The 23,637-nt window shown below is 70.1% G+C and carries 16 protein-coding genes, 1 tRNA gene and 1 pseudogene; 10 read left to right on the forward strand and 8 right to left on the reverse strand.

The genetic code is table 11. From position 1 onward, the window contains the following. Positions 1 to 9: 9 nt before the first annotated feature. The gene (gene nrtL / locus ACIQCH_RS27585) at positions 10 to 1,086 is read right to left on the reverse strand and encodes an ArgS-related anticodon-binding protein NrtL (RefSeq protein WP_402585163.1); all 1,077 of its coding nucleotides are present in this window, start codon (positions 1,084 to 1,086) and stop codon (positions 10 to 12) included. 199 nt (positions 1,087 to 1,285) lie between these two features. Further along, positions 1,286 to 1,771 (reverse strand): response regulator, encoded by a 486-nt coding sequence (locus ACIQCH_RS27590; protein ID WP_402585165.1) that lies wholly within the window; start codon positions 1,769 to 1,771, stop codon positions 1,286 to 1,288. Between the two features lie 106 nt (positions 1,772 to 1,877). Between ACIQCH_RS27590 and ACIQCH_RS27595 the strand changes: the two genes are divergently transcribed. Then, positions 1,878 to 1,949 (forward strand) — tRNA-Arg (locus ACIQCH_RS27595). Between the two features lie 239 nt (positions 1,950 to 2,188). Here ACIQCH_RS27595 and ACIQCH_RS27600 read toward each other — a convergent pair. Both ACIQCH_RS27600 and ACIQCH_RS27605 read right to left on the reverse strand, forming a co-directional pair. Further along, positions 2,189 to 3,715: pseudogene (locus tag ACIQCH_RS27600) on the reverse strand (IS701 family transposase). A 55-nt stretch (positions 3,716 to 3,770) separates the two neighbouring features. Then, positions 3,771 to 4,862 (reverse strand): IS630 family transposase, encoded by a 1,092-nt coding sequence (locus ACIQCH_RS27605; protein WP_402585167.1) that lies wholly within the window; start codon positions 4,860 to 4,862, stop codon positions 3,771 to 3,773. A 678-nt stretch (positions 4,863 to 5,540) separates the two neighbouring features. On the opposite strand from ACIQCH_RS27605, the gene ACIQCH_RS27610 reads away from it, so the two are divergent. The 4 genes from ACIQCH_RS27610 to ACIQCH_RS27625 all read left to right on the forward strand — a co-directional run bounded on the left by ACIQCH_RS27610 (position 5,541) and on the right by ACIQCH_RS27625 (position 13,229). Next, positions 5,541 to 7,988, forward strand: coding sequence for an N-6 DNA methylase (locus ACIQCH_RS27610; RefSeq protein ID WP_402585169.1), 2,448 nt, complete (start codon positions 5,541 to 5,543; stop codon positions 7,986 to 7,988). Continuing rightward, positions 7,978 to 9,201 (forward strand): restriction endonuclease subunit S, encoded by a 1,224-nt coding sequence (locus ACIQCH_RS27615; RefSeq protein WP_402585171.1) that lies wholly within the window; start codon positions 7,978 to 7,980, stop codon positions 9,199 to 9,201. Before ACIQCH_RS27610 ends, ACIQCH_RS27615 begins: the two co-directional genes overlap by 11 nt. 89 nt (positions 9,202 to 9,290) lie before the next feature. Further along, on the forward strand, positions 9,291 to 12,497 hold the full coding sequence (locus ACIQCH_RS27620) for a type I restriction endonuclease subunit R (RefSeq protein WP_402585173.1): 3,207 nt from the start codon (positions 9,291 to 9,293) through the stop codon (positions 12,495 to 12,497). 18 nt (positions 12,498 to 12,515) lie between these two features. Next, positions 12,516 to 13,229: a M48 family metallopeptidase gene (locus tag ACIQCH_RS27625; protein WP_402585175.1), complete on the forward strand. Its 714-nt coding sequence runs from the start codon at positions 12,516 to 12,518 to the stop codon at positions 13,227 to 13,229. Positions 13,230 to 13,423: 194 nt separating this feature from the next. Here the strand turns inward: ACIQCH_RS27625 and ACIQCH_RS27630 are convergent, their stop codons facing one another. Further along, positions 13,424 to 14,764, reverse strand: a complete 1,341-nt coding sequence (locus ACIQCH_RS27630) for a cytochrome P450 (protein WP_402585177.1) — start codon at positions 14,762 to 14,764, stop codon at positions 13,424 to 13,426. A 261-nt stretch (positions 14,765 to 15,025) separates the two neighbouring features. Here ACIQCH_RS27630 and ACIQCH_RS27635 point away from each other — a divergent pair, with 261 nt between their 5' ends. After that, on the forward strand, positions 15,026 to 15,823 hold the full coding sequence (locus ACIQCH_RS27635) for a hypothetical protein (RefSeq protein ID WP_402585179.1): 798 nt from the start codon (positions 15,026 to 15,028) through the stop codon (positions 15,821 to 15,823). Between the two features lie 231 nt (positions 15,824 to 16,054). Here the strand turns inward: ACIQCH_RS27635 and ACIQCH_RS27640 are convergent, their stop codons facing one another. Together ACIQCH_RS27640 and ACIQCH_RS27645 are read right to left on the reverse strand one after the other, a co-directional pair. Then, complete coding sequence (locus tag ACIQCH_RS27640) at positions 16,055 to 17,689, reverse strand: MFS transporter (RefSeq protein WP_402585181.1); 1,635 nt, start codon at positions 17,687 to 17,689, stop codon at positions 16,055 to 16,057. Positions 17,690 to 17,923: 234 nt separating this feature from the next. Next, entirely contained in the window at positions 17,924 to 17,998 is a 75-nt protein-coding gene (locus ACIQCH_RS27645) for a 50S ribosomal protein bL37 (protein ID WP_402585193.1), read from the reverse strand. Between the two features lie 211 nt (positions 17,999 to 18,209). Between ACIQCH_RS27645 and ACIQCH_RS27650 the strand changes: the two genes are divergently transcribed. Beyond that, positions 18,210 to 18,482, forward strand: coding sequence for a DUF6479 family protein (locus tag ACIQCH_RS27650; RefSeq protein WP_402585195.1), 273 nt, complete (start codon positions 18,210 to 18,212; stop codon positions 18,480 to 18,482). A 132-nt stretch (positions 18,483 to 18,614) separates the two neighbouring features. Here the strand turns inward: ACIQCH_RS27650 and ACIQCH_RS27655 are convergent, their stop codons facing one another. Next, a complete protein-coding gene (locus tag ACIQCH_RS27655) occupies positions 18,615 to 19,820 on the reverse strand; it encodes a Ku protein (RefSeq protein ID WP_402585183.1) in 1,206 nt (401 codons plus the stop codon). A gap of 78 nt (positions 19,821 to 19,898) precedes the next feature. Between ACIQCH_RS27655 and ligD the strand changes: the two genes are divergently transcribed. The 3 genes from ligD to ACIQCH_RS27670 all read left to right on the forward strand — a co-directional run bounded on the left by ligD (position 19,899) and on the right by ACIQCH_RS27670 (position 22,818). Beyond that, positions 19,899 to 20,795 carry a non-homologous end-joining DNA ligase gene (gene ligD / locus ACIQCH_RS27660; RefSeq protein WP_402585185.1) on the forward strand — a complete coding sequence of 299 codons (897 nt, stop codon included), beginning with the start codon at positions 19,899 to 19,901 and terminating at the stop codon, positions 20,793 to 20,795. A 111-nt stretch (positions 20,796 to 20,906) separates the two neighbouring features. Continuing rightward, positions 20,907 to 21,902 carry an ATP-dependent DNA ligase gene (locus ACIQCH_RS27665; RefSeq protein ID WP_402585197.1) on the forward strand — a complete coding sequence of 332 codons (996 nt, stop codon included), beginning with the start codon at positions 20,907 to 20,909 and terminating at the stop codon, positions 21,900 to 21,902. Between the two features lie 103 nt (positions 21,903 to 22,005). After that, a complete protein-coding gene (locus tag ACIQCH_RS27670) occupies positions 22,006 to 22,818 on the forward strand; it encodes a nuclease-related domain-containing protein (RefSeq protein WP_402585187.1) in 813 nt (270 codons plus the stop codon). Positions 22,819 to 23,637 lie beyond the last annotated feature (819 nt).

Genomic DNA, 23,637 nt, shown 5'->3' on the forward strand with positions numbered 1-23,637 from the left:
GTACTTCCTCTACAGAAACTCTGGGGCATCGAGGCCGAGCAGGGACAGGCCGCCCGCGAGCACCGTCCCGGCGGCTTCGGCGAGGGCGAGCCGGGAGCGGTGGGCGACCGAGGGTTTCTCGTCTCCGCGGGGCAGTACGTCGTGCTGGGCGTCGAGCAGGGCATCGGCGAGGGTGACGAGATGCCTGGTCAGCCGGTCGGGGGCGCGGTGATGCGCGGCCGCCTCCAGCACGAGCGGGTACTCGGCGAGGGCGCGGGTGAGCGCGGGGTCCGGGAGGGTGGGGGCGGGGGTGCCGGCGTCATCGGCGGCGGTGCTGGTGACGGCGGTCTCACCGGCGACGGCAGCGACGGCGCGGCCGGCGTCGGAATCGGACTCGAATCCGTCGGTGGGCCGGAAGCCCAGGTCGGCGGCGTTCCGCAGCAGGGTGCGAGCCCGCGCGTGGGCGTACCGCACCCTGAAGAAGGGGTTGTCCTCGTGCTGGCGCAGCAGCACCGCGTGAAAGTCGGGGGTCTCGCCCGCGGGGGTGTCGAGAACGGCCCAGCGCACGGCCCCGCCCCCGAACCGGTCCGCCGCGTCGCGGTCGCCGCGTCGCAGCGGGGCCGGCGCCGGGCCCCCGGCCTCCGGCTCGCCGCCCTGCGCCCGTACGAGCGCCGCGACGGCCTCCCCGTACATCCGGGCCCGCGGCTCGGGCCCCTGCGGTACGGGCACCCGCCGCCCGGCGAGGGTGTCCCCGTACCCGTAGCGGGGGCCGGCGTCACGCACGGCGTCGACGAGCCCGGCGTCGGGGGCCAGGAAGAAGTTGAGGAACCCGCCCCCGGTGACGGCCACGCTGCTGATGCCGGGCTCCCGCCCCAGCCACCGGGCCAGCACCTCAGCGACGTCCCGGGGCCCGGGACCACCCCCGAGGGCCTTGGCGAGACCGAACGCGACCGGAGTGGCGTAGTCCCCCACTCCCCCGGGCCGGGTCGGCTGGACGACCACCCTCTCCAGCACCTTCCCGACGGCGGCCTCCCGGGGCAGCTCGCGCCGCTCGACGGCGTGGCGCACGGCGCGCACGACGGTGCGGGAGAGGTCGGCGGGGGTCACGGGACAAGCGTATGGGAGGAGGGGGGTCCTTCCGCGAACCAGTTTCGGCATGTGGGAACCGGCGCCGCACCCACACCAGCAAAAGGAGAAAGCGAACCGGAAGACGAGCCCACCACCAAGGCCACAACCAGGACCGCGACCCACGATCGGAACCGCAACGTTGAGACCGCGACCGCGACCACTCACACCCGAGGCGGCTTCACCCCTGACGAGTGCCCGCCCCCGCGGACGGATCGTCGGCGACCTCGTCCCGCCCGCCGCCCTGCTCCTCGATCAGCCGCCGCACGACCGCCACCAGGTCGGCCGGCTCGAAGGGCTTGGCGAGGAACGCGTCCACTCCCGCCAGTAGCCCGGTCTCCACCTCGTACTGCGTACACGCGCTCACGATGGCCACGGGCAGGTGCCGCGTCCGCGGGTCCGACCGCAACCGGGCGGCGGCGTTGAGCCCGTCCAGCCGTGGCATGACCACGTCCATGGTCACCACGTCGGGGCACACCTCGTGCACCACGTCCAGGCACTCGGCACCATCGCTCGCGGTCACGACCTCGAAGCCCTCCAGCTCGAGATTGACCTTGATCAGCTGCCGGATGACCTTGTTGTCGTCGACAACAAGCACCCGGCCCGACACGCCTGGCACAACTCGAGAGTAGGTGCGCCCCGGTCTCCGCGTCCGGGTTTTCCCCACTTCCACCCCGTGCGGGCGACCCACCTCCCGCGGACCTGCGAAACCCGTTCCTGATCACCCCTCCGAAGCTGGTAGTGTTCTGTCCGTCGCCGAGAGACGACACCCCGCCCCCGTAGCTCAGGGGATAGAGCAACGGCCTCCGGAGCCGTGTGCGCAGGTTCGAATCCTGCCGGGGGCACTTCGCAGGAAGTGCCTAAAGACCCCGCCACCAGCAGAGATGCCGTGGACGGGGTCTTCTTGCATGTGCGGCCAACTGCCGCCGTGGGCAGCCCTATGCCAGACCCTGTGGACTATTCGTGGACAGGATCTTGGCCCATCGGCCCAGGTCAGCCCGGGGAAACGAGAAGGCCCCCAGGACACGTCCCAGGGGCCTCGGCAGCGCCACGGCCGCAAGATCACTTCCCGCTCACTCGACGCTCACTCGTACTCGCGCAGCAGGTCCTCGATCCGGCGGTTCGCCACCTCCTGCCGACCGTCCAGGCACTTCGCGTACCGACTCAGCAGCACCTCCACGCTGTTGCCGGCACGCTCGGCGACCTCGGTCGGGTCGACGCCCGCATTGAGCCAGGTGGAGAGCGCCGAGTGCCGGAGGTCGTACGGCCGGTGGGCGAGCGGCGTGGCCGCGACGGCGGGTGGCAGGGCGAGGAGCCTGGCTTCCTGCCAGGCCCGGTAGTACATGGAGGAGGACACCACTCCCCCGCCCTCACTGGCGAACAGCCGGCCGTCCGCTGCCGTGCCGAAGGTGTCCAGGTGCTCGAGGAGGATGGACACGAGCTGGGGCGGGATCGGCACCCGGCGGACGTCTTCCGTGGGCCGGTTCTTCAGGCCGCGGTCGTCGTGGCTCTGCCCCGAGTCGGTCCACTGCTTCCCAACGCTGGGCCGGGTCCGGTGCAGCAGTGCCGTGCCCCAGCCCGAGTCCGGGAGGGTCAGGTCAGGCTCGGACAGCCCGACGGCTTCGGCCGGCCGGAAGCCCCCGAAGTACATCCCGGCGAAGAGGCCCACCAGGCGCCGGCCGCGGGCCCGACGGTAGCCGCCGACGTACGAGACCGCGTGCAGCAGCGAACGGGCCTGCTCCGGGTTGGCCACCACCCGGGGATCCACCTCGTTGGAGACCTTGGGCTTCTGCCACCGGACGGCCGCGAGCGGGCTCTCCCGGAACTCACCGAGGTCGACGGCGTAGAGCAGGGCGTTCACCAGCGTGCGCCGCTTCCGCCGTACGGTCTCGGCAGCCGCGGCGGTCCCGTCCAGCTTGATCCTCAGCGAGTCGAGGACCGCCCGCCCCAAGACGTAGGCCAGGCCGCGGTCTTCCAGGCCGTGGCGGAAGTCGGCGTTCGCTCCGTAACCGGTGTCCGCGACCACCACGGCAGGCCGCAGCCCGATCCCTGCGAGTTCGTCGAGCATGTCCAGGGCGAGCTGCCACTTGGGTCGGTGGTGCACGGTGTCGGGGATCCGGCAGGCCCGCCTGCGGGCCTCGGCTTGCGGACCGTCCCAGGCCGCAGGCAGGAACAGACGCCAGGACAACGGGCACTAGGAGGTGTCGGACGCGACGTGGACGGAGACGCCGATCTGGCAGTTGCCGACCTTGCCCAGGGTGCCGGAGTACTGCCGAGCCACCCCGGGCGAAGATCGGCCGTCCTTGGGGAACCCGGTGTCGTCCACCACCCACACCTGCGGCCGCACCGCGGCCACCGCCCGCCAGGCCAGCCTCGCCCGCACCCGGTCGACCGGCCAGGTCGAGGACGTCATGAACTGCTGCAACTGCTGGTGATCGACACCGAGCCGTTCGGCCATCGGCTGCATCGACTTCCTGCGGCCATCCAGCAGTAGTCCCCGCAGATACAGCGAGCCCTTGGCCCGCTGATCCCGCCGCACCAACGGCGCGAACACCTCGGAGGTGAACTCCTCCAACCCACCCCGCACCGCAGCAAGCTCCCCAGCCCTCATACAGCCAGCGAACTACCAGACACCCGACGTGACAAGACCAGCTAACAAAGCCCTACTAGTGACCTGAGTCAGAGATTCGGTGGCAGTAGGCGGCGACTTTGTCGAGGATCTCGTCGGCTGTCTTCGTCCAGACGAACGGTCTGGGGTGCTCGTTCCAGTCGGCCAGCCAGGCCCGGATGTCGCGCTCGAGGGCCTGGACGGAGCGGTGGGCGCCACGCTTGAGCTTTTTCTGGGTCAGCTCGGCGAACCACCGCTCGACCAGGTTCAGCCAGGACGCGCTGGTCGGCGTGAAGTGCAGGTGAAACCGCGGATGCGCCAGCAGCCACTTCTTGATATCGGACGTCTTGTGGGTCGCGTAGTTGTCCAGGATCAGATGAACCGGGAGATCGGCCGGGACTTCCTTGTCGAGCTTCGTGAGGAACTTCTTGAACTCCGCCGCCCGGTGGCGGCGGTGAAGGGATCGGATGACCTTGCCGGTGGCGACCTCGAGGGCCGCGAAGAGGGTGGTGGTGCCGGCCCGGACGTAGTCGTGGCTGCGGCGCTCGGGAACACCAGGCATCATCGGCAAGACCGGCTGGGACCGGTCCAGGGCCTGGATCTGCGACTTCTCATCCACGCAGAGCACCAGGGCCTTCTCCGGCGGGTCGAGATAGAGGCCGACGACGTCGCGGACCTTGTCGATGAACAGTGGATCCGTGGACAGCTTGAGCGTCTGTGACCGGTGCGGGGCAAGCGCGAACGCCCGCCAGATCCGCGAGACCGTCGACTGCGACATTCCCGTGGCCGCGGCCATCGATCTGGTCGACCAGTGGGTCGCGTTCTTCGGTGTCTCCTCGAGCGTCTTGACGATGACCCGCTCGACATCGGCATCAGTGATCTTCCTCGGGACGCCGGGCCTCGGGTCGTCACACAGGCCGTCCAGCCCCCGCTCGATGAAGCGACGTCGCCAGGTGCGGACCGTGTCCGGAGCGATCCGCAGCCGACGCGACACCTCCATGATCGAGTGGCCCTCGGCGCACTCCAGCACGATCCGCGACCGCTGAGCCAAAGCCTGGGCCGTCGTCCGGCGTCGCAACCAGTCCTGCAGCACCGCTCGCTGGGCATCAGTGAGCAACAACGGAGGAATCTTCGGACCCGGACGACTCATACCCGACTAACGACGAATCTCTGACTCAGGCTCACTAGGCCGGAGGGCCTCGTCTTCCCCGGTCCGGACGACCGCGAGCTCGCGGATGATATCACTGACGCCGTCACGCGGATCGACCACACACATCCGTCGACCTCATACCACTCCTTCGAGGCTGCGGAGTCAGGACGTTGAGCCGGAGCGCCAGACACGCGGCTACGTGTTCGGCGGCTTGAAGGCTGCCTGCCTCTCCCCCCAGTAGAGGGCCCCGACGGTGGTAGCGAAGCTGCGGAACCTGGGTGGAGTGGCAGCGGAAGCCGCGCCTACGGGGCCACGCAGCATGAGGGGCAGTAGGCGAGCTCGCTGGGGCAGGCGAGCCAAGCCGACGGTCTGGCCTAAAAGGCCCTCTACCAGGCTGTGCCCTGCCACGGCATGTACGTGTTGCGCCCCCTCTGGCGTCCGGGGCTTCGTCGACGTGGGCGAGGGCCGCGACGCCGGGTGACGTCGGCCTGTGACGGAGGGGACGCTGTTCACCCTGACCCCGTCGTGCGGCCAAGACTGTCCGTGGATCGTGGGAACGCTTCGGATCCCCGCGGCCACTGCTGCAGCACCTGTTCCCCATCACTCCTGCGGACAGCGCGCCTGACCTGCGACACTCTTCACGGGCCGTGAAAGATCAATCAAGGGGAGAGGCCACGAGTGGGAAAGCTCACGTTGCCGCAACTTGAAAGGCATCTCTTTGGTGCTGCGGACATCCTCCGCGGCAAGATGGATGCCTCCGAGTTCAAGGAGTACATCTTCGGGATGCTCTTCCTGAAGCGGGCCTCCGACCAGTTCGACGTGGTACGCGAGCAGCTGCTGGACAAGTGGGTGACGCAGGGTAAACCGCAGCCAGAGGCCGACCGGATGTCCGAGGCGCCCAACTTCTACCATGGCGAGAGTTTCTATGTGCCCGAGAAGGCCCGTTGGCAGTACATCAAGGACAACTCCCGTAAGGGCGGTGCGGGCAGTCTTCTCAACAAGGCGTTGAACGAGCTCGAGCTGGCCAACTCCGCCGCGCTTGAAGGCGTTCTCGAGCACATCGACTTCACCCGCAAGGTCGGTCAGTCGACCATCCCCGACAGGCGCCTGCAACAGCTCATCGACCACTTCGACCGCTACCGACTGCGCAATGACGACTTCGAGTTTCCTGACCTGCTCGGCGCCGCGTACGAGTACCTGATCGGCGAGTTCGCCGACTCGGCCGGTAAGAAGGGCGGGGAGTTCTACACCCCTCGCGAGGTTGTCCGAATGATGGTTCGACTCGTCAGGCCGGAACCCGGCATGCGCATCTACGACCCTTGCTCGGGCTCGGGCGGCATGCTCATCCACGCCAAGGAGTACATCGAGGAGCGCGGCCAGGACCACCGGGATCTGACCCTGGCCGGGCAGGAGTACAACGGCGGCACCTGGGCCATCTCCAAGATGAACATGATTCTCCACGGTGTGCTCAACGCAGACCTGGAGAACGACGACACCCTCGCCAACCCCCTCCACAAGGAGGATGGCGAGCTGATGCGCTTTCATCGTGTGCTCACCAACCCCCCCTTCTCGCAGAACTACTCCCTCGAGGGTATGGAGCACTCCGAGCGTTTCACCTACGGCTTCGCACCCGAGACCGGGAAGAAGGCGGACCTGATGTTCGCCCAGCATGTCCTCGCCGTACTGGCCCCCGACGGCATCGGTGCCACAGTGATGCCGCACGGCGTACTGTTCCGCGCCGGTAAAGAGAAGGAGATCCGCGAGGGCATCATCAACGCCGGCCGGCTGGACGCCGTCATCGGCCTGCCTCCCAACCTCTTCTACGGCACCGGAATTCCTGCGTGCGTCCTGATCCTTCGTGGCACGCAGCGTCGACCCGAAGATCGACACAACAAGGTGCTTTTCATTAACGCCGATCGGGAGTTCACTGCAGGAAAGGCACAGAACAAGCTCGACGCGCAACACGCCGAGAAAATCGTATCCGCCTACCGCGAATACCGCGACATCCCCGGGTTCGCGCGCGTCGTGGACATCGCAGAGCTGCAGGAGAACGATTTCAACCTGAACATTCGGCGTTATGTCGACAACAGTCCGCCGCCTGAGCCCCAGGACGTCCGCGCCCATCTGCACGGCGGCATTCCCAGGGGGGAGGTGAGCGCCAAGGCAGAACTTTACCGTGTGTTCGACATCGACCCCGCGACCCTGTTCTCGGAGAGGGACCCCCAGTACTACGATTTCCTGCCCGAAGGTCGCGAGATGACTGCGGAGCGGCTTCCGGAGCTCGCCGAGCCCGCGGAAGCGCGGCTACAGGAGGCGTTCGCCCGGTGGTGGGCGCGGCACAGCAAGCAGTTCGTCGCGCTGCCCGAATCTCGCAGGGTGATGGAAATTCGGGCCGAGCTGCTCGATTCGTTCGTAACCGATCTACTCTCGCTGGGAACACTCGACCGATTCGAACTCGCGGGGGTCGTGGCTGCCTGGTGGGGCGAAACGCAGTACGACATCAAGACACTCGCCCAGCGTGGATTCGAGGGCGTTGTCGAAGGCTGGATCACGACGATCGAGTCGGCGTTCGCGTTGGACGAGGAGGAGGCCTCGTACTGGGACAAACAAAAGATTGCCACGGAGAAACGTAAGGCTCGCGAGCATCGCGTCGTCCCGGCGCTCATTCCGGACTACCTGGCAGAGCTGGAGGAGGCCGAGGCCAGGTACGCCGAGCTGAACGCCCAGTACAAAGCAGCCACCGCAAAGCCTGCCGACGGCGAGGACGAGGAGGAGGAGCCGGCGGAACCACAGTTGCCGGCCTCCGAGCTGAAGCAGCTCAAGGCCGATGTCGCTGCCTCGCGGAGAGAGGCGAGGACTCTGGAGAGCGACTTCATGCCTCGGCTGCGCGTGGCGGCCATGGGCCTGGACTCGGACCAGCGCCGTGATCTCGCCCTCACCGTCTTCAGCATGCAACTCGCGGCTCGCCTCAGCTCCCGCACCGCGGCCGCCCGCCGTCTGATGACCTCGACCTTCCGCACCTGGGCACTCAAGTACGGGGTGCCCCTACGCGGGCTGGAAGCCCGACGTGAAGCGGCCGCCAGCCGTCTGGACTCCTACCTGAAGGAGCTCGGATATGACGCATGACGTTCCGTCCGACTGGGAGGTTCATCCAGTTCGGGATCTTGTCAGCCATGCGGCCTCGGGCCCCAGCCCGACCTGCGAAGAGCGGAACATCCATGGCGATCGGGAGTGGGGGCTGCTGAAGACGACCGCCGTGACCTGGGACGGCTGGGATTCACGGGCGCACAAGCTGCTACCCCGCGAGTACTGGGGAAACCACAGCCTCGAAGTCAGGAGTCAGGACGTCATAGTGACCAAGGCCGGGCCACGTCACCGAGTCGGTGTGGTGGCCCACGTCGACCGGTCCCCGGCGCGTCTCATCGTCTCCGGCAAGATGGTGCTTCTGCGTCCGGATCCGAAGCGCGTGATCCCAAAGGTCCTCGCCGGTCTGCTCTCCTTGCCCGCTTCTCAGCGTTACCTCGACGAGCGGACGACCGGCATGGCCGAGTCGCAGGTCAATTTTGCCAATGGCGCCCTGCTGAGCTGTCCGCTCGCCGTTCCGCCAGGCCGGGAGCAGCAGCGGATCGCAGACGTGCTCGACGCCCTCGACGAACGGATCCTCTGGCAGGGACAGATCGTAGAGAAGCTCAGGTTGCGACGTGCGGGCCTGGTCGAGGGGCTGCTGGCCGAAGTGACCGTCGCCGAAAGCCGGCTGGGGGATCAGCTCCTCCACTCCCCCAAGAACGGATACTCGCCGAAGGAGACCGATGAATGGACAGGGGTCCAGGCACTCGGCCTCGGCTGTCTCACCGATGCGGGATTCGTGCCGCGTCAACTCAAGCACGTCCCCAGACAGGCCGGACGGAACACCGCCGCCCTGCTCACCGACGGCGACCTGTTGATGAGCCGCGCGAACACGAGGGATCTGGTCGGCCTTGCCGGCATCTACCGAAGCGTCGGAACACCCTGCATCTACCCCGACCTCATGATGCGTCTGACGCCCAAGCCTGAATGCCGATCGAAGTTCCTGGAACTGGTGCTGCGGAGCGCGGCCGTTCGGCGACAGATCCAGGCTATTTCTCAGGGGACTTCCGAGAGCATGGTCAAGGTCAGTGGCGCATCGGTACAGAAGTTGCTCGTGCAGGTCCCTGAGCTGCACGAGCAGGACCGGGTTATTACGATCGTCGACGCGCTGACGCACGAGATCAAATGCCACGACGAGGAGAGGCGAAAGTCCTCTCTGCTCAAGCAAGGTGTAATAGAGGACTTGCTGACGGGGCGCAGGCGCGTGGCCTGAGAGGCGCCCGAGTGAAGCAGTTTCATACGTCAGACGGATTTCACGGAGTGGGGGCGGACTCGTAAGTGGATCGATTGGAACACTCATTGGTGGAACGTCCTCTTGTGGAGCAGCTCCGGGGGATGAGCTGGGAACACCTGGCAGGCGCTCCGCTGGACGCGGTTCTCCCGAGGGATCCACGCGATTCTGGGAGGAGCAGTTTTCACGAGGTTCTGTTGGAGGACCGACTGCGGGACGCCCTGCGCCAAATCAACCGTGACCCAAATGGGGCTGAATGGCTGGATGGAACACAGCTCGACTCGTTGGTCAGCGCTCTGTCCAGGATCTCCGCCCCCGGTCTAGTCGAGGCCAATCAGCTGGCCACCAGGCTGCTGCTCGACGGAGTGCCTGTCGAGGGTCGGCCCGACTGGGACGGCGGCAAGAGCCAAGTGGCACACTTCGTCGACTGGCGCAACCCATCGAACAACCGGTTCACCGTGGTCAGTCAGTTCCGGGTGGACGTCCCCGGCGGACACCATCAGATCGTGCCCGACCTGGTCCTGTTCGTGAACGGTATCCCGTTGGTCGTCATCGAGTGCAAAGAGCCAAGGACCAGCACCCTGGCCAAAGCAGTCGGGCAGATTCGCCGGTACTCCGAGCAGGTACCGAGCGAGATCCGTACCGGAAACCAGAAGCTCTTCCACACGGTGCAACTGACCGTCGTCACCAGCGGCGAGGATGCGCGGATCGGCACCTTCACCGCGGACTACGAACACTACGTGCCGTGGCGTGACCCGTACCCATTGCGCGCGGAGGAACTCAGCGTCCGGCTGGGGAAATCCGCCGACAGCCTGAGCCGACAGGAAATTCTGGCAGCGGGGGTGTTCCGTCCGGACGCGCTGCTGGCGATCGTGTACGACTACGTGACGTTCATGACCACCGACGAGGGCAGGACTGTCAAGGTGGCCCCGCGCTACCAGCAGTTCCGCGCCGTGGAGAAGACCGTCCACCGACTGCGGACCGGAAAGACCCGTAGCCAGGACGGACACGCCGACCGGCGGGGCGGGATCGTCTGGCACACCCAGGGGTCGGGGAAAAGCCTCACCATGACCTTCCTGGTCCGCCGACTGCGCTCATTCGACGACCTGGCTGACATCAAGGTCGTGGTCGTCACCGACCGCACCCAATTGCAGGACCAGCTCAGCGCCACCATGCAGCTCAGCGGTGAGAAGGTCGACACGGCGAGGTCGGCGTCCCGCGCCCGGACCCTCCTTGGCCGGCACGGTCCCGGCGTGGTCTTCGTGATGATCCAGAAGAACCAGGACAGCGGAGCCGCCGGGCGGGGAGTGACCGTTCGAACCGGGCTGGGTGAGGTCAACCGTGACGAGTCGATCCTGGTGCTGATCGACGAGGCGCACCGTTCGCACACGGCCGCCCTGGGTGCCAACCTGAGTGAGGCACTGCCGAATGCGGCCAGGGTCGGCTTCACGGGAACACCGATCATGACGCGCAAGGGGCAGCGCAAGACGAGCCTCGAGCTGTTCGGCCCGTTCATCGACAAGTACCGGCTCAGAGAGGCCGAGCAGGACGGCGTGATCGTGCCGATCCTGTACGAGGGAATCAAGATCAAGGCAGCCGTCCGAGACGGGCAGGATCTGGACGAGATCTTCGAGGACGAGTTCGAGGACCTCAGCCAGGAGGAGCGTGAACAACTCCAGCGGCGCTGGGCAACCAAGGGACGGGTCTCTGGCGCGCAGCAGCTCATCGACGTCAAGGCCAAGCACATGCTGCGGCACTACGTGGACAAGGTGCTGGCAGACGGCTTCAAGGCGCAGTTGGTGGCAGACGACCGGGACTCAACCCTGCGTTACCGTGAGGCGCTCACAGCCGCCCGGGACGAGCTCGTGGCTGCAGTGGAGAAGCTCCCCGAGCCTCTACTCGACAGGCCGGCCGAGGAACTGCGCCCTGCTCAGGCGCGGCTGGTTAGGGCGCATGCCCATCTGGACGTGCTCAGGCGGATGGACTTCGTTCCGGTGATCTCAAAAGGAGACGCTGCGGACGAGAACCGATATGCCGAGTGGACCGACGAGGTCAAACAGAAGGCCCGGATCGGGGGTTTCACCCGACCCTTCGGCGAAAGCGACATCGGCTTCATCATCGTGAAGTCCATGCTGCTCACCGGATTCGACGCCCCGATCGAGCAGGTGATGTATCTGGATCGGAAGCTGGCCGAGCACGATCTGCTGCAGGCAGTGGCGCGCGTCAACCGCACCGCTGACCACAAGGAGTGCGGTTGGGTTGTCGACTACCGCGGCGTCGCACAGAACCTGGTGGAAGCTCTGCAGATCTTCGCTTCGGAGGACTTCGACACCGACGACAGAGCTGACGTGGCAGAGGTGCTGCGGAACTCCCATGCCGAGATCAACAAACTGGACCCCCAGTACCGGCGGTTGCGGCGCATGTTCCACGACCCAGAGGACGTCGAACGCTGTGTGCAGGAGCTCGTCGAACCCGAGAAACGGGACCGGTTCAACGTCGAGCTCACCCGGTTCGCCAAAACCATCAACACCGTGCTGCCCGATCCGGCAGCGAAGCCCTACCTCTCGGATCTGAAGCGTTTCGTGGTCATCAAGGTGACCGCGACGCGGCGCTACAGGATCGACCACGGCGAGTTCGACGCGGCAGCATACGGAGCGAAGATCCGGGTGTTGATCGATGAGCACATCACCTCACTCGGTATCGAACAGCAGCTGCCGCCGATCGCGCTGACCTCATCGAATTTCGCCGAGCGCGTCGAGGCAATGACCGGCGGCTCCCGGGCGAAGGCCAGCGAGATGGAGCACGCCATCCGGCACCACATCACGGTGCATCGCGGCGAGGACCCGGCGCGCTACCAATTGCTGAGTGAGCGACTCGATCGGATCATCACCGAGCTGAAGGACGAGTGGGACCAGCAGGTGCTCGCCCTTCGCGGCCTGATCACCGAGATAACGGAGGATCCGCAGCAGAACCCGCACGGCCTCGGCGAGGTGGAGACCAGGTTGTACGGACTGATTCTGAGCGAGCTGGCCACCTCCGTCGAGGACGTACACGAGTTGCGCTATGCCGAGGCGGCCCGAGAGATACTCGAAATGGCGACGCAGACCATCCATCGCCGCGACTTCTGGATGAAACGAGTGGATCAGGAAGACCTGCGGCTCGGAATCTTCAGCAGCCTCTACCAGCGAGAGCTGGGAGATTACGAGCAGCTTGATCAGCTTGCCGGAAAGCTCCTGGACGTGATCAGGCACAACCGGGGGCGCATACGCCGTGGCTGACGCTGGCATGCTGGTGCCGTGAGCGGTTTCCCTGGGATGTTGCAAGTTGGTGATCTTGAGGTCTCCGTGTTCGTCAGCGATCGCCGGAAAAGCGTGCTGCTCACCGTCGAGCGCGACGCCTCGGTCTCCGCGGTCGCTCCGTCGCAGGTTTCCCGTGTCGAACTGATCAAAGTGATCGAGGCCAAGCGCTCGTGGCTGTACGGCAAGATCGCCGAGCGCCAGGAGCTCGGCGAGGCCATGCCCGCCCGGGAATACGTGTCCGGAGAGGGTTTCTCCTACCTCGGCAGGTCCTATCGGCTGCGGATCGTCGAACCGGGAAGTCGGGTTCGACTCGTACGTGGCCGCCTGGAGCTGGGGAAGGACGGCGGCGCAAGGGAGCTGGTTCGCTGGTACTGCGAGGTGGGCGAACCCTGGCTGAAGCGCCGTCTACAGCCCTGGACGTCCCGCATGGGCTGCGAGGCGGAGTGGGCTGGCCTACGGGTACGGCCGCTGGGCTACCGGTGGGGGTCCTGTTCTCTTGACGGACACCTCAACATCCACTGGGCCACGATGCAACTGCCCCCCACATTGATCGACTACGTACTCGTGCACGAACTGGCCCATTTGCAGCGAGGAGACCACGGCTCGGAATTCTGGCGCCTGGTCGAACGGGCCATGCCCGGCTACCAGGACCGACGCGAACGACTTCGCCGCATCGGCCCCGGACTCTGGCTACCCGATGAAGGCCGATGAGCAGTGTGGCGTCTGCAATGTCAGCCTCTCGTCGGTCTCATGGCCCACTCACGGACGGATGACAATGCGCAGGCCGGCTGAAGCGGGTTGAACCAGCGGGCCCGCACCCCGGCCCAGGCCAGACGGACCGTGAGGCCGAGACCCCGCCTCGGGTGGGGGGTTGAGGCGGGGGCTTGGAGAGTTCGGGGGTGTGGTTACCAGGTGATGGGGAGGGTGATCGGGCCGCGGATGAGGGCGCCGGGTTGCCAGGTGAGGGTGTCCGCGGGGACCGCCAGGGCGAGGTCGGGGTAGCGGTCGAGGAGGGTCTTGAGCATGAGCTCGGACTCCATGCGGGCCAGCATCGAGCCGACGCAGTGGTGCGGGCCGTTGCCGAAGGCCATGTGGGCGATCGGGCCCCGGTCGAAGTCGAGGGTGTCGGGGTCGGGGAAGACCTCGGGGTCGCGGTTGGCGGCGAGGTAGGAGGAGTAGACGGCCTCGCCGGCGCGGATGGTGACGCCGGCGATCTCGACGTCCTGGGTGGCGATGCGGGGCAGGCCGACGCCGCTGCGGTGCGGGATGAAGCGGAGCAGCTCGTCGACGGCCTGCGGGATGAGGTCGGGTTCGGCGCGCAGCCGGGCCAGGTGCTCGGGGTGGGTGAGCAGGGCGTAGATCATGTTCGCGCTGTTGTTGCGGACCGCGTGGGTGCCGCTGACCAGGATCGCGGTGGCCAGGGAGATCGCCTCGGGTTCGGTGATCTCGCCCGCGTCGGTGGCGGCGACGAGTACGCCCGCGAGGTCGTCGGCCGGTTCGGCGCGGCGCAGCGCGAGCAGTTTGACGATGGTCTCGCGGACGGTCGCCAGGGCGTCGGTGCTGGCCTTGGGCGCGAGGCCGGGGGTCATGGCGATGTTCGCCCAGGACACCATGTCCGCGCGCAGCGCGGCCGGCATGCCGAGCAGGTCGCTGACCACCGCGAGCGGGAACGGCCCGTGCAGGTGCTCGACCAGGTCGGCGGGCTTGCCGGAGCGCTCCATCGCGTCCAGCAGCCCGTCCACCGTGGCCTGCGCCAGGGGCCGGAGCCGCTGCATGGCCTTGCCCGTGAAGGCGCGGGCCACCACGCGGCGCATGTTGTTCAGGCGGGGCGGGTCGGCGTAGTTGAGCGAGGCCTGCTGCGAGGCGATGGCGTGCGGGGAGGAGGCCGTCACGGTACGGCCGACCAGCTCGGACCGGCTGAAGCGCGGGTCGGTGGTGGCGGCCTTGACGTGGGCGTAACGGGACATCAGCCACGCGTCGCCCTCGCCGAACGGGAGCCGGATGCGGACGGCCCGCGCGTCGCGCAGCCGGTCGGCGAGGAACGGGTCGAAGTCCAGCGCCTCGAAGTCGTCGAGGGGCCAGGTGTGGACCTGGTCCCCGCCTCCGCCGGGCGGGTGGGCCGCGGTGGTCCGGTCCGGGCCGGTGGGCGGGTGGGCGTGGGACTCGGGGCAGCCGCCGACGTTCGCCGGCCGGTGGCCGTCGCGCTCGGGGTGCGCTGGGGCGGTGGTGGTCCGGTCTTCGGTCATGGCGGGTCTCCCGGCGTCGTCGCTGCAACGCCGCCATGTGTTCCCGCAGCCCGGCCGTACGCCGCCCCCGCCCGTCCAGGAGTACCGGATTGGCGCACGCCGGAAGGGCCCGGCGTCCCCCGGTCGGCGGGCACACGGACCCGGGTACGACCCTTCGTACGGAGTACGTGTGCGCCGATTGCCGGTGTGGCGCCCGCAAGGTCCTGGTTTGTCCGGTTCAGACTGACCGGGCCCAGCCCAACCCCACGTACGGGAGTCTCCATGCCGCGTGCACACCAAGCCGTCCGTCTCAGCCTGCATGCCGTCGCCGCGTCCGTCGTGATGGCCGCCTCCCTGGCCGCCGCCCCGACCACGGCCGTCGCGGACGGCCTGCCCTCGCAGTGGTGCACCGTCAACGGTGTCGAGGCCCCTCCCGGGAACGTCTACGGCACCGAGGGCGCCGACACGATCCTGTGCGAGAACGACGTCAAGAACGTGATCATCTACGGCGGCAAGGGCAACGACAACATCCGCGTCAAGGGGATGCTGATCGACTCCCAGGTGCTCGGCGGCGACGGCGACGACACCCTCCAGGTCAACAACCTCGCCCCGCAGAACGACGACTCCTCGGTCCGCGGCGGCGCGGGCAACGACACGATCATCACCGCCCTCGTCGTCGGCACGGCCGAGCACGGCGCGGCCGTCTACGGCGACCACGGCAACGACAAGATCACCACGGGCAGCGTCATGGGCCAGCCCGGCCCGTACGAGCGCGGCGGCGGCCAGGTCTTCGGCAACGACGACGACGACTTCATCACCACGGGCGCCGTCGACCTCGGTGGGCGCGTGCTCGGCGGCAGCGGCGACGACACCGTCGAGCCGCGCGCGGTGGGTACGGAGTCGGCCGGCGTCGTCCTGGGCGGCCCGGGCAACGACCGGATCCGCGGCCTGGCCGACACCGCCGTGACGATCGGCCCCGGCTACGGACAGGTCGACGGCGGACTGGGCACCGACGCGTGCAAGGTGAAGCACGCGTCGACGGGTGACCGGGTGCGCAGCTCCGTCGCCAACTGCCCCTGAGCGGCCGCCGGTCCGGGCGGTCGGCTCCGGCCGGGCGGTCGATTCCGTCCCGGCGTCAGCTCCGTCCCGGCGTCAGCTCCGTCGGGGCCTCAGCTCCGTCGGGGCGTCAGCTCCGTCCGACCTGGACCGGTCGGTGCCTCTCCCCGTGCCGACGGCGTGAGGGGTAAGGGGTAAGGGAAACCGAAGGGCCCGGCGGATGTCCGCCGGGCCCTTCGGGCCGCTCGGGCCCGCCTACCCCTTCGCGCCACCGGGGCCCGCGGGCTCCCCGGCGCCCTTGGCGCCGGGACCGCCCGGACCACCCGCACCACCGGGTCCACCCGGACCCCCCGGCCCCCGCCCGTGCCCCCGCGGGGTCATCACCAGCCCCGCCGGGAGCATGTGCAGGGTGACCGCGGCCCCCAGCGCGAAGATGCCCGCCGCGACCGCGTACCCCGTGTGGTAGCCGTGCAGGACGGCGTCCGCCACCACCTCCGACCGGGCGGGTCCGCCCCGCGCGCGGCCGTGCTCGTACAGGTACGTGGCCGTCGCACCGGCGGCCAGGGTGCTCATCAGGGCGGTTCCGACCGAGCCCCCCACCTGCCGCACCGCGGTGACCAGGGCCGAACCGACTCCGGCGTCCCGGGGCGCGACTCCCGCGGTCCCCAGGTTCATCGACGTCGACATGATCAGCCCCATGCCGGCGCCCATCACCACCAGCGAGGGGACCACGTGCGTGACGTACGGGCTGTCCACCTCGAGCCGCGTCATGCCGAGCAGCCCGCAGGCGGCCATCAGCATGCCCAGCGGGATACGGGGCCGGGCGGGCAGCCACCGGCAGGCCGAGCTGCTGCTCCCGATCGAGCTGAGCAGGATCGAGGCGGACATGGGCATGAAGGCCAGGCCGGTGTGGGCGGGCCCCCAGCCGCGGATCTGCTGGAGGTAGTACGTGAGGAAGAGGAAGACCCCGAACATCCCGACCGCCGTCACGAACATCGCCAGCAGCGCCGCCCCGCGCACCCGGTCGAGCAGCACGCGCAGCGGCAGCAGCGGTTCCGGCGCCCGGCGCTGCCACCACACGAAGACCCCCATCAGGGCGGCGCCGGCGAGCAGGAAACCGTACGTGCTCCGGGAGCTCCAGCCGTGCGTCCCCGCCTTCGCGAAGCCCTGCACCAGGCAGAACAGTCCGGTGGACGCGAGCGCCGTGCCCGGCAGGTCCAGGTGGGGGCGCCGGGCGGGGGCCCTGCGGCTGAGCAGCAGCAGGCCCGGGCCGACGGCGAGGGCGGCCAGCAGGACGTTGACGTACATGGTCGAGCGCCAGCCCAGGTGCTGGGTGAGGACGCCGCCCAGCAGGAGGCCGACGGCACCGCCGGAGCCGGCCAGCGCCCCGAACACGCCGAAGGCCCGGGCGCGTTCGGCGGGCTCGGTGAACGTGGTGGTGAGCAGGGCGAGGGCGGCGGGCGCGAGCAGGGCGGCGCACGCGCCCTGCAGCGCCCGGCCCGCGACCAGGACGTGGAAGCTGTCGGCCGCGCCGCCGAGGGCGGAGGCCGTGGCGAAGCCGATCTGGCCGGCCAGGAACGCGCGCCGGTGGCCGAACAGGTCGGCGAGCCGGCCGCCGAGCAGCAGCAGGCTGCCGAACGCCATGGCGTAGGCGGTGATCACCCACTGGCGCTGCGCGTCGGAGAATCCGAGGTCGGCCTGGGCGGAGGGCAGGGCGATGTTCACGATGGTGGCGTCGAGCGTGACCATCAGCTGGCCGAGACCGATCACGCCGAGGGTCCACCAGCGGCGGCGGTCGGGCGGCGCGTCGGGCCGGTCGTCGGCACCGGGGCCGCCGCCGGTGCCGGTCGTGGTGCCGGCGTGGCCGGGCCCCGTGGGTTGTGTCGACATGCCGATCACTCCAGCGGGCCCCGGGGCCGCCGCCGGGTCGCCACGCCCGGCGGTGCGGTCGGGGGCGGGGCGATGACGTCCGTACGGACCAGCGGGGCGCGGGCCGACGTACGACGAGACCCGCGCCCGGGTGGCGGGGCGGGTCTCGTCGCGGGTGCGCCCGGGGCGCGGTGCCGCGGGTCGTGCGGGTGGTGCAGTGATGCGGTGATGCTCCGTGGGTCGGTGGTGCGGCGGTCAGGTGTTGGGACGCTTGCCGTGGTTCGCCTTGCGCTTCTTGCGGGCGCGCCGCTTGTTGCCTCGCTTCGACATGGCCGTTCCTCCCTCGCTGCCGGGTCCTGCCGCGCGGGCCGTTGCCTGCGCGGTTCCAGTCTGGTCCGGTGGCGCCGAAGCCGCTCCCCAATGGTGTAAATGGGTGAAGGGGGGCAATACTTACCACATGGAAACTTTCGCTGACATATGGCCGTTCTTCGTTGTGGGAGTGGTTGTCAGTGCCTTCCTGCTCTTGGCCTTCTGGCTGGGCATGCGGGTACGGGACCGGGAGCCTGAACCACCCACACCGGAGAGCCAGCCGCACCTGCCCCCCGGCGGAGCCATGCTGGAGGTACAGGAGGAGCGGGAGCAGGTGGAGCTCCCCAAGGGCGGACTGCGCCCCCACGAAATGATGGGATACGGGAACTTCGGTAGCCGGTCGGCGTCCGACCCCCACCCCGACCAGATGATGGAGCCCGTGCACGAGGAGCCGCGGCGCCAGCCCTCCAAGCGCCACTGGGGCCGCGGACACCTCGCCACCTGACGGGGAGCCGCTTGACGGGACTCGGGGCCCGTCAGCGCGGCTGCGGGATGCAGCGGCAGTGGCGGCGGCAGCAGCAGCACGATGTAGCGGGAGCGTGAGGTAGCGGCAGCGGGACATACGCGAGCGCGACGGTCAGGCGGACGTCCGCTTGCGCGGGGCGGCGGTCTTCGAGGAGGCCGCCTTCTTCGTGCCCGCCGCGGCTGCGGTGCGGGCCGTCTTGGCGCCGGCGGCCGACTTCGACGCCTTCTTCGCCGCGGCGGACCCGGCCGCGGCCGTCGACTTCGCGGACCCGGACCTGGTGGCCGCGGACTTGGCGGACGTGGACTTCGCCGCCGACCCGCCCGACCCGCCCCGCGCGGCGGCGGTCTTCTTCGCCGTCGCGTCCTTCTTGGGCGCTGCGCGCTTCGCCCCCGCGGCCGTCGCGGTGGACTTCTTGCCGCCCACCGCCTTCGGCGCCGCGGCGGTCGCGCCCCGACCGCCGCCGGCGGCCCGCCGGATGGGCGTGACCTCGGCCGGCTCGCCCTCGCCCCCGGCCCCCTCCGCCACCGTTTCGGGGGCGGCCTCGCCGCGCGACACCCGGGCTGCCTGCACGCTCTTCTCCAGCGCCGCCATGAGGTCGATGACCTGCCCGCGCGGCTCGGCGGCCGCCGGCTCCAGCCGCTCCCCGGAGGACTTGGCCGCGATGAGCTCCTCGACGGCGGTCCGGTAGTCGTCGTGCATGGAGTTCAGGTCCACCTCGCCGAGCGTGGCCATCAGGGCGTCCGCGAGGTCGAGCTCGGCCTCCCGTACGGTCACGTCCGTCTCGGGTGCCACCCCTTCCGGCGCCCGGATCTCGTCCGGCCACAGCAGCCCGTGCATGGCGATCACGTCGTCCACGACCCGCAGCATCCCCAGCCGCTCCCGCCCGCGCAGGGCGAACTTCGCGATCGCCACCCGCCGGCTGCGCTTGAGCGCCTCGCGCAGCAGCGTGTAGGGCTTGGCGGCGGCGGTGCCGCTGGCCGCCAGGTAGTACGCGGCGTCCATCTGGAGCGGGTCGATCTCCTCGGCCGGCACGAAGGAGACGATCTCGATGGTCTTCGCCGTGGGCAGCGGCAGGCCGGCCAGGTCGTCGTCCGTGATCGGGATGATCGAGCCGTCGACCTCCTCGTAGCCCTTGCCGATCTCGTCGGCGGCGAGCTCCTCGCCGTCGAGCTCGCAGACCTTGCGGTAGCGGACCCGGCCGCCGTCGGCGACGTGGATCTGGCGGAAGGAGATCGAGTGGCTCTCGGTGGCGTTGACCAGCTTGATCGGGATGCTGACCAGCCCGAAGGAGATCGCCCCGTTCCAAATGGATCGCACGATGGAGTCCCTTTCGCGCATGTCTGCTACTAGTCGCAACATCTGCACCAGTTGCCCGGTTCGTGGGAGTCTCATCGTATGACGCCGATCACAGAGGTGGAGGGGCGTCGGGTCGCGCTCAGCAACCTCGACAAGGTGCTCTATCCGGAGACCGGGTTCACCAAGGGCGAGGTGGTCCACTACTACGCCACCGTCGCGGGCGCGCTGCTCGCCCACCTGCACGACCGGCCCGTCTCCTTCCTGCGCTATCCGGACGGTGTGGCGGGCGAGAGGTTCTTCACGAAGAATCCGCCGCCGGGCACGCCCGGGTGGGTGAGGACCGCGCGCGTGCCGCGCTCGGAGGACGAGCGGGCCGAGCAGGTCCTCGTGCAGGACCTGGCGAGCCTGGTGTGGGCGGCGAACCTGGTCGTCGAGTTCCACGTCCACCAGTGGCGGGCCGAGGACCCCGGGGTCGCCGACCGGATGGTCTTCGACCTCGACCCGGGGGCGCCGGCCTCGGTGGTGGAGTGCTGCACGGTCGCGCTGTGGCTGCGCGAGCGGCTGGCCGCGGACGGCCTGCACGCGTACGCCAAGACGTCCGGGTCGAAGGGGCTGCACCTGTCGGTGCCGCTCGAGCCCACCCCGTCCGGGGACGTGTCGGCGTACGCGAAGGCGCTCGCGCAGGAGGCGGAGCTGGACCTGCCAGGCCTGGTCGTGCACCGGATGGCGAAGGCGCTGCGGCCGGGGAAGGTGTTCGTGGACCACAGCCAGAACGCGGCCGCCAAGACCACCGCCGCGCCGTACACGCTGCGCGCCCGCCCCCGTCCCACGGTCTCGGCACCGGTGTCCTGGGACGAGGTCGCGGACTGCCGGCGGCCGGAGGAGCTGGTGTTCCTCACCGGGGACGTGATCGAGCGCCTGGAGCGGGACGGCGACCTCTTCGGGCCGCTGATCAACCTGAACCGTGCGCGGCCGCTGCCGGGGCGGACGCCGTGACCCGGGGCGGGCGCAACCCCGCCGCCGTCCGCGCCCTGCCGGGGCGGACGCCGTGACCCGGGGCGGGCGCAACCCCGCCGCCGTCCGCGCCCTGCCGGGGCGGACGCCGTGATCCGGGTCGCGCTCGCCGCCGCCGTCCGGTCCCTGCCGCGGGGGCCCGGTCTGGCGTACGAGCCGAAGTTCGACGGACACCGGGTGGTGGTCCGGCGTACCGCCGACGAGGTGGTGCTGCAGGCACGGTCCGGTCGGACCGTCACGCGCGCCTTCCCGGACCTGGCCGCCGCGGCGCGGGCGCTGCCGCCCGGCACCACCCTCGACGGAGAGGTGGTCGTCTGGCACGCGGGCCGCACCGACTTCGCGCTGGTCCAGCGCCGGGCGGCGGCCGCGAGCGAGGTCCGGGCCGCCGCCCTGGCGCGGAGCCTGCCGGCGTCGTACGCCGCGTTCGACGTGCTCGACCTCGGCGGGCTCGACCTGAGGCCCCGGCCGTACGAGGAACGCCGCGCGCTGCTGGTCGACCTGCTGCTGCCGCTCGGGCCGCCGCTGCAGCCCGTACCGATGACCACCGATCCCGAGGTGGCCGCGACCTGGTACGAGACGCTGCCCGCGAGCGGTATCGAGGGGCTGGTGATCAAGCGGCTGGACCAGCCGTACCCGACGGGGCGGCGGGCCTGGCGCAAGCTCCGGCACACGGACACGACGGACGCGGCGGCGGTCGGGTACACCGGCCCGGCGCGACGGCCGAGCGCGCTGGTGCTGGTCCTGCCGGACGACGACGCCCCGGTGGTCTCCAGCCCGCTGTCGACGGCACTGCGGACGGACACGGCGGCGGCGCTGCGGATGGCGGGTGCGTCCGGGGCGACCGGGGCGAGGAGCAGGGCGGCGGCCGGGCGTGGCACGGGCGGCGGAGCCGGTGCCGCGGACCCCGAAGCGGAGGCGGACGGGACGGTGACGGCGATCGGGCTCGGCGAGGTGCCGTACCACTTGCTGGACCCGCCGCTCACCGTCGAGGTACGGCACGCCACGACCCGGCACCCCCCGCCGGAGGTGCTGCGGGTCCGGCTGGACGACCCCGACGGGCCCGACGACCCCGACGGGCCCGGGGCGTGACGGGCCGGGCACGGGGTGTGTCCGTTCTCTTGCCGCCGGGTGCGCGTGCTGGTCCCATGGGCTGGGTGGCCGGGGGGTGCCCGGACCCCAGGGGGTGTCGGGGATGAGTGGACTGAGGGTGGTACCGGGGCGGCTGCACGGCGGCCACCGGCTGTGGGTGAGCCTGCCGGACGGCCGCACGGTCGGCTGGTACGACCGCGAAGCCGGTCGGGTCAACCTGGTCGACGCCGCGCAGCGGGACGCGGTGCTCGCGGCCCTCGGCCCGTACCTCGTGGGCGCCTACACCGTCGGCCCGCCGCCCGTCCCGACCCCGGCCGAGCTGGCCCGGCTGGCGCTGCACCCGGACGACGACCTGGCCCCGAACCGGCCCGGCGAGCCGCTGCTCGGCGAACTCGCGTACGGGGCCCCGGGCCGCCGGTCCCGGGGGCTGCGGCACGACCTGCTGGCCCAGCAGCGGTTCGGGGCGGAACTGGACGCGCTGGAGGGGCTCGGCTGGCGGGTGCTGCACGCGGTGCCGCTGCCGGGTACCGGCGCCCCTGCGGGGCCGGCGCAGATCGACCACCTGCTGATCGGGCCGGGCGGGGTGTTTGCGGTGCGGACCGCGGCGGGGCGGCGGCAGCGGGTCTCCGTCGGGGACCTCCTCCTCTCGGTGGGCCGCTCCGAACCGCGTCCGGAACCCCGCTGGGTCCGGCGGGCGGCGGAGCAGGCCGCGCACGCGCTGACCGTCGCGGTCACACCGGTGCTGGCGGTGGTGGACGCCGCCCGGGTCACGGTGGCGCCGACACTGCGGGACGTCCGGGTGTTGCGCGAGGGCGAGGCGGGGGTGCTCGGGCAGTCGGGCGGGGTCCTCAAACCGGCCGACGTCGACGGCCTGCACGCCATGGCCCGCGATCGCCGCACGTGGTCCACGGTCTGATCCGGCTGCCCCGGTCGGGCGGGCGCCACCGTCTCCGGGCGCCGGTCCGGCCGCCCTGCCGACTCCGATCACGTCCGGTCGTCCGGCTCGGCGACGCCGGCGCGACCCCGACGTGTCGGCCGGGCCACCCCGACGTCGGCGGCCGGGCCACGCCTCCGAAATCGTCCGGTCCGCTCCCTCCGCGGTCCGGTCCGCCCCGCCCTCGGCCATCCGGGCCCCGCGCCCCGGTCGTCCCAGCCGTTCCCGACGGCGCCGCCGCCCAGGCGCCGCCCGGGCCGCCACGACCGGGGCACCGCCTCGGGTGCGACGTCATGCGCCCCCGCCCGGCGCAGATCGCGCTGTGCGAAGGTGGTGCAGGCCGTTGCCCTGCGGGGCAGGTCCCCTACCCGCCCCTTCACCGTTTCCCGGGGCTCCGCCCCGAACCCCGCCCACCCCTCCGCGGCGAAACCCACTCCACCACGTCACGGAGCTTCGCCCCGAGCCCCACCCAGCCTCCGCGGCACAGCTCCGTCGAGCCACCCCTGATGTGCGGTGAAGCCGCGCAAGGCACCGTCCGCTTTCGGGCCGCCCGCCGGCAAGCCCCCGGGCCACCCAAGCCGCGAGCGCGCGGCCTCCTGATGTGCGGTGAAGCCGTTCAAGGCACCGCCCCAGGCCGACCGCCGCCAAGCATGCGGGTACCCGGGTACCCGACATCACGAGAGTGCCGCCCCGTGGTGTGTGGGGGAGCCTCTTGAGGCGCCATGGCAGGCTGGTCCGGAGGCAGGCCCGGGCCGAGGGGGGCCGCAGGCCCGGGCGAAGCCCCGAAGCCCTCGGGGTGGG

This window comes from Streptomyces sp. NPDC093225, assembly GCF_044753805.1.
Classification (GTDB): Bacteria; Actinomycetota; Actinomycetes; order Streptomycetales; family Streptomycetaceae; genus Streptomyces.